This window comes from Streptomyces sp. NPDC051907 (assembly GCF_040681075.1).
GTDB lineage: Bacteria > Actinomycetota > Actinomycetes > Streptomycetales > Streptomycetaceae > Streptomyces.
The window spans coordinates 1-8,257 of sequence record NZ_JBFAYB010000174.1 but is presented as its reverse complement, the minus strand read 5'-3'; the positions used below and the strand labels follow the sequence as shown (position 1 = coordinate 8,257).

Sequence of the window (8,257 nt, the reverse complement as noted above, 5' to 3'; positions counted from 1 at the left end):
GGCCGGCAGCCCCGGGCGAGCCGGCCGCGCGGCTGCCGCGCCCCGGCCCGCCGCGTCCACGGCCGCCGAGTCCGCTACGTCATAGGCTCCGAGCCCGGCCAGGTCAACGGCATGCGATGGCGCGCGAGCGCGGTGCACGACTGCGCATAGGCGCCGCGCCCTGAGCGGTGCGGGACCCGGTCCCGCGTCCGTTCACGAGGAGGCGCACAGGCACACAGGCGTCCCCTGCCGCGGCCTCTCGAGGTGCTCGCACCCCGGCGCGGCGGCGGCTCGACCACGGCGAGATGCGCGGTCTGCGCGGGGATCGCCCGGAGTGCGACCCCTTGCTCGCCGAGCGCGTGGGGCGCACGGCGCCTGCCCGCCGACGCGGTGCGAGCAGCTGTGCGAGCACAGGTCCTCGACGCCCGCGGCCCCGCCGCGCGGGTCGAAGGCCCACACCTGCGCGCCCGGCCCTCGTGCAGCGCGCAGCGCTCAGAGACGCACCGCATCCGCATACGGTGACCACTGACAGCCAGACTTCTGGGGCACAAGCCCCGACAAGGAGCAATCGTCGCAATGTCGAGCGACTTCTTCATTCCGGACCCCGAGGGTCACGTCCCCAGCGCCGAGGGCTACTTCGGCGACTTCGGCGGCAAGTTCATCCCCGAGGCGCTCGTCGCCGCCGTGGACGAGGTGGCCGTCGAGTACGACAAGGCCAAGGCCGACCCCGTCTTCGCCGCCGAGCTCAACGACCTCATGGTCAACTACACGGGCCGCCCCAGCGCCCTCACCGAGGTGCCCCGGTTTGCCGAGCACGCCGGCGGCGCGCGCGTCTTCCTCAAGCGGGAGGACCTCAACCACACCGGCTCGCACAAGATCAACAATGTGCTGGGGCAGGCGCTCCTCACCAGGCGCATGGGCAAGACCCGCGTCATCGCCGAGACCGGCGCGGGACAGCACGGCGTGGCCACCGCCACCGCCTGCGCCCTCTTCGGCCTCGAGTGCACGATCTACATGGGCGAGATCGACACCCAGCGCCAGGCGCTGAACGTCGCCCGGATGCGCATGCTCGGCGCCGAGGTCGTCCCGGTGAAGTCCGGCAGCCGCACCCTCAAGGACGCCATCAACGAGGCGTTCCGCGACTGGGTCGCCAACGTGGACCGCACGCACTACCTCTTCGGCACGGTCGCGGGCCCCCACCCCTTCCCGGCCATGGTCCGCGACTTCCACCGCGTCATCGGCGTCGAGGCCCGCCGCCAGATCCTGGAGCGCGCCGGACGCCTCCCCGACGCGGCCGTCGCCTGCGTCGGCGGCGGATCCAACGCCATCGGCCTCTTCCACGCCTTCATCCCGGACGCCGGCGTACGCCTGATCGGCTGCGAGCCGGCCGGCCACGGCATCGAGTCCGGCGAGCACGCCGCCACGCTCACCGCGGGCGAGCCCGGCATCCTGCACGGATCGCGGTCCTACGTCCTCCAGGACGAGGAGGGCCAGATCACCGAGCCGTACTCCATCTCGGCCGGACTGGACTACCCGGGCATCGGCCCGGAGCACTCGTATCTCAAGGACATCGGCCGCGGCGAGTACCGCGCCGTGACCGACGACGACGCGATGCAGGCCCTGCGGCTCCTCTCGCGCACGGAGGGGATCATTCCGGCGATCGAGTCGGCGCACGCGCTGGCCGGAGCGCTGGAGGTCGGCAAGGAGCTGGGCCCCGAGGGGCTGCTCGTCGTCAACCTCTCCGGGCGCGGCGACAAGGACATGGACACGGCCGCCCGCTACTTCGGGCTGTACGACACCGACGCGGCCCCCGTCGAGGCCGACGCCGCCGCCGAGGACGGCGCGGGCGAGATCCGGAGGGACACCAAGTGAGCGGCAGCATCCAGCTCCTCAACGACACCCTGGCCAAGGCCAAGGCCGACAACCGCGCCGCTCTCATCGCCTACCTCCCGGCCGGGTTCCCGACCGTGGACGGCGGCATCGAGGCGGTCAAGGCCGTCTTCGACGGCGGCGCCGACATCGTCGAGGTCGGGCTGCCGCACAGCGACCCGGTCCTGGACGGCCCCGTCATCCAGACCGCCGACGACATCGCCCTGCGCGGCGGAGTCAAGATCGCGGACGTGATGCGCACGGTCCGCGAGGCCTTCGAGGCCACCGGGAAGCCGGTCCTGGTCATGACGTACTGGAACCCGATCGACCGCTACGGCGTCGAGCGGTTCACCGAGGAGCTGGCCGCCGCCGGCGGCGCCGGCTGCATCCTGCCGGACCTGCCGGTCCAGGAGTCCGCGAAGTGGCGCGAGCACGCCGAGAAGCACGGTCTCGCGACCGTCTTCGTCGTCGCGCCGAGCAGCCAGGACGCCCGACTGGCCACGATCACCGCGGCCGGCTCCGGATTCGTCTACGCGGCCTCGCTGATGGGCGTCACCGGCACCCGGGAGTCCGTCGGCGAGCAGGCCCAGGACCTGGTGCGGCGCACCCGCGCCACCACCTCGCTGCCGGTCTGCGTGGGCCTCGGCGTCTCCAACCCCGAGCAGGCCGCGGAGGTCGCCGCCTTCTCGGACGGAGTGATCGTCGGATCGGCCTTCGTCAAGCGCATGCTCGACGCGCCCGACGAGGCCGCGGGCATCGCCGCCGTACGCGAACTGGCGGGCGACCTCGCCCGGGGCGTCCGCCGCGGCGCGTAGCTCATACGGGTGGATATGGGACCGGGGAGGCATGCACGTGCCTCCCCGGTTCGTTTGCGAGACGTGAGCGAGAAGAATCCAGAGCGAAAGAAGTCCGCCCGCGAGCGGCTCCAGCAGGAGCGCGAGCTGCAGAAGAGGCGCGAGAAGCAGCGGCGGACGCTGATCGTGTCCGCCGCGGTCGTGGGCGTGCTGGGCCTGGCCCTCGTGGTCGGCCTGATCGCGGCCAACGCCGGCAAGGACGGCGACGGGGGCGCCGACTCGGGACCGCTCCTCGCCCCCGCCGGAGTGCAGGGCAAGGACCAGCTCGCGATCCCCGTGGGCGCGAGCGACGCCCCCTCCACGCTCACGGTGTGGGAGGACTTCCGCTGCCCGGCCTGCGCCCAGTTCGAGAACGCCTTCCGCGGCACCATCCAGGAGCTGGAGGAGTCCGGACAGATCAAGGTCGAGTACCACCTCGCCACGATCATCGACGGGAACATGGGCGGCACGGGCTCGCTGCGCGCGGCCAACGCGGCGGCGTGCGCGCAGGACGTCGGGAAGTTCGCCCCGTACCACGATGTGCTGTACATGAACCAGCCGCCGGAGCCGGACGACGCCTTCGCCGACAACGCCAAGCTGATCGAGCTCGCGGCCAAGGTCGAGGGGCTGGACACGCCCGCGTTCCGCAGCTGTGTGCAGGAGGGCAGGCACGACGCCTGGGTGCAGAAGTCGAACACGGCGTTCCAGAACGGCGGCTTCAGCGGCACGCCGAGCGTGCTGCTCAACGGCGAGTCGATCTTCCCCCAGAAGGGCTCCGAGCGGATCTCCCCGGCCAACTTCAAGAAGTGGGTCCAAGAGGCCAACGAGGGCAAGAAGCCGGGCACCGAGCGGCCGACGCCGAGCCCGGCCGCGTCCGCCTCCTGAACCACGGCTCGTTACCCAGACGTTGCCGGGTGGGTTGCGGTACGTCCCACCCGGCAAGGTAGCGTCGGTCCTGCCATGGACCTTGCCTACATTCCCAGCCCGTCGACCGGAGTGATCCACCTCGGACCGCTCCCGCTGCGCGGCTATGCCTTCTGCATCATCATCGGCGTCTTCGTGGCCGTCTGGTACGGCAACAAGCGCTGGGTCGCCCGGGGCGGAAAGGCCGGCACGGTGGCCGACATCGCCGTCTGGGCCGTGCCCTTCGGCCTCGTCGGCGGACGCCTCTACCATGTGATCACCGACTACCAGCTGTACTTCAGCGAGGGTGAGAACTGGGTCGACGCCTTCAAGATCTGGGAAGGCGGCCTCGGGATCTGGGGCGCGATCGCGCTGGGCGCGGTCGGCGCGTGGATCGGCTGTCGCCGCCGCGGCATCCCGCTGCCGGCCTGGGCCGACGCCCTCGCCCCCGCCATCGCCTTCGCGCAGGCGATCGGCCGCTGGGGCAACTGGTTCAACCAGGAGCTGTACGGCAAGCCGACCGACCTGCCCTGGGCCCTCAAGATCACCGAGGGGACCAACCGCGAGGCGGGCCTGTACCACCCGACGTTCCTGTACGAGTCGCTGTGGTGCGTCGGCGTCGCCGTGCTGGTCATCTGGGCGGACCGGCGCTTCAAGCTGGGACACGGCCGGGCGTTCGCGCTGTACGTCGCCGCGTACTGCGTGGGTCGAGCCTGGATCGAGTACATGCGGGTCGACGAGGCGCATCTGGTCCTGGGCCTGCGGCTCAACGTCTGGACCGCGATCGTCGTCTTCGCGCTGGCGGTGGCGTACATCGTGATCTCGGCGCGGCTGCGGCCGGGCCGTGAGGCGGTCGTCGAGCCGGACAGGTCCGAGCTGACGGCGAAGGCGGATGCGGACCCGCAGGACACGGCGGACGCGGACGCCGGCGCGCCGGACGCGGACGAGGACTCCGACGCGGCGAAGGACTCCGGCGCCGGCGACGGCGCGGGCGCCAGCTCGGACGCGGGCTCGGCCCAGAAGGGCTGATCGGACACGACGAGGGGCCGCCGGGACCGAGAGGTTCCGGCGGCCCTTTCGCATGCCCGGCCCCCTGCTGGAAGAGGCCCCGCTGGGAGCCCTTGCGCCTAGGTGGCCTCCCGGCGGGCGAGGGCGAGCGTGCGCTGGGCCGCGGCCACGATCGCCGCGTCGACGAAGCGGCCGTTCGGCAGGGCGAGCGCGCCCGCGTCCGTGGCGGCCGCCTTGGCGATCTCCTCCGCCTCCTCGATCTCCTCGGCCGAGGGCAGGAACGCCCGCTCGATGACCGGGAGCTGGCGGGGGTGGATGGCCGCCCGGCCCAGGAAGCCGAGGTCCCGGCCGTGCGCGCAGGAGGAGGCCAGCGCGTCGAGGTCGCAGATGTCGGGGAACACCGACTGGGCCGGCGGCCCGAGACCGGCGGCGCGGGCGGCGAACACGGTGCGGGTGCGCGGCCAGTCCAGACCGGTGTCGCCGCGCAGACCGAGCTCGGCGCGGAGATCGGCCTCGCCGAGGGCGATGCCCTCGATGGCCGGGTGGGCGGTGGCGATGGCGTACGCGTGCTCCACGGCGAGCGCCGACTCCAGGAGCGGATAGAGGGGGACGCCCGGGAGGCGGGCGGCGATCTGCTGGATGTCAGTGGCGTATGCGACCTTGGGGACACGCAGCGCCGTCAGGCCCGGCAGTCCCGCCAGGGCCTCGATGTCATGGGGGGTGTCGATGCGGACGTGGACGGGGAGCCGCTGGGGGGAGGAGAGGAGTTCCGCGGTGGCGTCCCGCGCGTACTCCTTGCGGCCGGGGGAGACCGCGTCCTCCAGGTCGACGATCACGATGTCGGCGTCGGAGGCGAGCGCCTTGTGCACGGTGGCGGGGCGGTCGCCGGGGGCGTACAGCCAGGTGAGGGGGATCTTCATAGCGCGCCTTGGGTGCGAAGAGCCGTGATGTCGTCGGGGGAGAGGCCGAGCTCGGCCAGGACCGCGTCCGTGTCGGCGCCGTGGGGGCGGCCCGCCCAGCGGATGGCGCCAGGGGTCTCGGAGAGCCGGAAGAGGACGTTCTGCATACGAACGGCGCCGAGCTCGGGGTCGGGGACCTCGGTGATCGTCCCCAGCGCCTGGTACTGCGGATCGTCCATGACGTCGCGGATGTCGTAGATCGGTGCGATGGCCGCCTCGGCCTTCTCGAAGGCGGCCATGGCCTCGGCGCGGGTGCGGCGGGCGATCCAGCCGCCGACGGCGTCGTCGAGTTCGTCGGCGTGCTCGGCGCGCCCGCTGCCGGTGGAGAACCAGGGCTCGTCGATCAGATCGGGGCGGCCGACCAGGCGCATGACGCGTTCGGCGATGGACTGGGCGGAGGTGGAGACGGCCAGCCAGGAGCCGTCGGCCGTGCGGTAGGTGTTGCGGGGGGCGTTGTTGCGCGAGCGGTTGCCGGTCCGCGGCTGTACGTACCCGAGCTGGTCGTACCAGAGGGGCTGCGGGCCGAGCACGGTCAGGATCGGCTCGATGATCGCCATGTCGACGACCTGACCGCGGCCGGTGGCGGTGCGGGCGGTGAGCGCGGTCATCACGGCGTAGGCGGTGGCGAGCGCGGCGATCGAGTCGGCGAGGCCGAAGGGAGGCAGGGTGGGCGGTCCTTCGGGCTCGCCGGTGACGGCGGCGAAGCCGCTCATCGCCTCGGCGAGCGTGCCGAAGCCGGGGCGGTGGGAGTACGGACCGAACTGCCCGAAGCCGGTCACGCGGGTGAGCACGAGGCGGGGGTTGGCGGCGGAGAGCGCGTCCCAGCCCAGGCCCCACCGCTCCAGGGTGCCGGGGCGGAAGTTCTCGACGACCACGTCGGCGGTCGCGGCCAGGCGCAGCAGGGTGTCGCGCCCGGCGGGGACGGACAGATCGAGCGTGACGGCCCGCTTGTTGCGGCCCAGGAGCTTCCACCACAGGCCGACGCCGTCCTTGTCGGGGCCGTGGCCGCGGGAGGGGTCGGGCTTGCGGGGGTGCTCGATCTTGACGACCTCCGCGCCGAAGTCGCCGAGCATGGTGGCGGCGAGGGGGCCGGCGAAGAGGGTGGCGAGGTCGAGGACGCGGAGGCCGTGCAGCGGCGGCCGGGTCATGCGGCTTCGTCGATCTCGGGGCGGTACGGCATGGAGGTCGAGGCGCCGGCCCGCTGGACGCACAGGGCCGCGGCCGCCGAGGCCCAGGCGAGGGCCTCGGGGACGGGCCGCCCCTCGCCGAGGGCGACGGCCAGCGCGCCGGCGAAGGTGTCGCCGGCCGCGGTGGTGTCCACGGCGGCGACCCGGCGGGCGGGGACGGTGAAGGGGGCTTCGCCCCGGGCGGCGTAGAGGCTGCCCGCGGCCCCGAGGGTGATCACCGTCTCGGGGACCTGGCGGAGCAGGGCCTCGGCGGCGGCGTGCGGATCCGCGATGCCGGTGAGGGCGGCGGCCTCGTGCTCGTTGGGGAGCAGCAGATCGGTGACGGCGAGAAGCTCGGGCGTCAGGGGCTGGGCGGGCGCGGGGGTGAGGACGGTGCGCACGCCGTGGCGGCGGGCGGCCTCCGCGCCCTCCAGCACGGCGCTGAGAGGGAGCTCGAGCTGGAGGAGGAGGGTGTCGGCGGTGGCGATGAGGGTCTCGTCGCCGGGGGCGAGCGCGGTGACGGACCCGTTCGCGCCGGGGACGACGACGATGGAGTTGCCGCCTTCGTCGTCGACGACGATGTGCGCGGTGCCGGAGGGGCCCTCGGCGGTGCGCAGGAGGTCTGTGTCGACGCCGGAGGAGACGAGAGTGCGGCGCAGCCGTGTGCCGAACTCGTCGGAGCCGACCGCGCCGATCATCGCGACGTCGCCGCCGGCGCGGGCGGCGGCGACGGCCTGGTTCGCGCCCTTCCCGCCGGGGATCGTGCGGAACTCCCGTCCGGTGACGGTCTCTCCGCGCTTGGGGGCGTGCGGGACGTAGGCGACGAGGTCCATGTTGGTGCTGCCGAGCACCACGATGGCTGTCATGGGCGGAGTGCCTCCTGGTGGGTGAGGTGGGCGAGGGCGTCGAAGCCGATGCCGTCGAAGCCGCGGACGGAGGTGGCGAGACGGTTCTTGAGAGGGGCGGTCCAGCGGTCGGGGAGTACGGAGGGGGAGCCGGCGAGGAGCCCGGCGAGCGATCCGGCGGTCGCGCCGTTGGAGTCGGTGTCCCAGCCGCCGGAGACGGCGCGGCAGATGGAGCCTGCGAAGTCGCCGTCGGCGTGGGTGAGGGCGGCGGCCAGCAGAGCGGCGTTGGGCACGGCGTGGACCCAGTGGTACGAGCCGTACGCCGCGTGGAGCCGGTCGACGACGTCGTCGAAGTCCCGGTGCGCGTGGGCCGTCTCCACGCCGAGGCGCACGGCGGCGGCCAGCCGGGACCTGGGCGGGACGACGGAGAGGCCGGCGGCGACCGCGCCGTGGACGTCGGCGCCGCCGCCCGCCGCCGCGGCGACGGCGCCGGCCGTGAACATCGCGCTGTACACGCCGTTGGCGGTGTGGGTCAGGACCGCGTCGCGGTGGGCCTGCCGGGCGGCCGCCGCGGGGTCGCCGGGGTTGGTCCAGCCGTGTCTCCCGGGGGCTACTTCACGGGCTTCGCGTAGTGGAGATCCACTGTGCCCGAGTAGCCGGGGAGAGTCACCGCATCGCGCTCGTCCACTTTCCAG

7 protein-coding genes and 2 pseudogenes are annotated in these 8,257 nt (G+C 73.3%); 5 read left to right on the top strand and 4 right to left on the bottom strand.

The window, feature by feature from the left end:
* The 5 genes and pseudogenes from AB0M39_RS40555 to lgt all read left to right on the top strand — a co-directional run.
* Nucleotides 1-150, top strand: a pseudogene (locus tag AB0M39_RS40555) (tryptophan synthase subunit(beta)); the annotation flags it as partial.
* Nucleotides 151-555: 405 nt separating this feature from the next.
* On the top strand, nucleotides 556-1,851 hold the full coding sequence (trpB, locus tag AB0M39_RS40550) for a tryptophan synthase subunit beta (protein WP_365373792.1): 1,296 nt from the start codon (nucleotides 556-558) through the stop codon (nucleotides 1,849-1,851).
* Nucleotides 1,848-2,663 carry a tryptophan synthase subunit alpha gene (gene trpA / locus AB0M39_RS40545; protein ID WP_365373789.1) on the top strand — a complete coding sequence of 272 codons (816 nt, stop codon included), beginning with the start codon at nucleotides 1,848-1,850 and terminating at the stop codon, nucleotides 2,661-2,663. Before trpB ends, trpA begins: the two co-directional genes overlap by 4 nt.
* 63 nt (nucleotides 2,664-2,726) lie before the next feature.
* Nucleotides 2,727-3,566, top strand: a complete 840-nt coding sequence (locus AB0M39_RS40540) for a thioredoxin domain-containing protein (protein WP_365373787.1) — start codon at nucleotides 2,727-2,729, stop codon at nucleotides 3,564-3,566.
* 75 nt (nucleotides 3,567-3,641) lie between these two features.
* Nucleotides 3,642-4,613: a prolipoprotein diacylglyceryl transferase gene (gene lgt / locus AB0M39_RS40535; protein WP_365373785.1), complete on the top strand. Its 972-nt coding sequence runs from the start codon at nucleotides 3,642-3,644 to the stop codon at nucleotides 4,611-4,613.
* A gap of 98 nt (nucleotides 4,614-4,711) precedes the next feature.
* On the opposite strand, the gene AB0M39_RS40530 is transcribed toward lgt, so the two are convergent.
* The 4 genes and pseudogenes from AB0M39_RS40530 to AB0M39_RS40515 all read right to left on the bottom strand — a co-directional run.
* Nucleotides 4,712-5,512 (bottom strand): aldolase/citrate lyase family protein, encoded by an 801-nt coding sequence (locus AB0M39_RS40530; protein ID WP_365373782.1) that lies wholly within the window; start codon nucleotides 5,510-5,512, stop codon nucleotides 4,712-4,714.
* Nucleotides 5,509-6,699 (bottom strand): CoA transferase, encoded by a 1,191-nt coding sequence (locus tag AB0M39_RS40525; protein WP_365373780.1) that lies wholly within the window; start codon nucleotides 6,697-6,699, stop codon nucleotides 5,509-5,511. Before AB0M39_RS40525 ends, AB0M39_RS40530 begins: the two co-directional genes overlap by 4 nt.
* Entirely contained in the window at nucleotides 6,696-7,583 is an 888-nt protein-coding gene (gene rbsK / locus AB0M39_RS40520) for a ribokinase (RefSeq protein WP_365373777.1), read from the bottom strand. Before rbsK ends, AB0M39_RS40525 begins: the two co-directional genes overlap by 4 nt.
* Nucleotides 7,580-8,161 (bottom strand): annotated as a pseudogene (locus tag AB0M39_RS40515) (ADP-ribosylglycohydrolase family protein); the annotation flags it as partial. The gene rbsK and the pseudogene AB0M39_RS40515, both read right to left, overlap by 4 nt.
* Nucleotides 8,162-8,257: the final 96 nt, after the last annotated feature.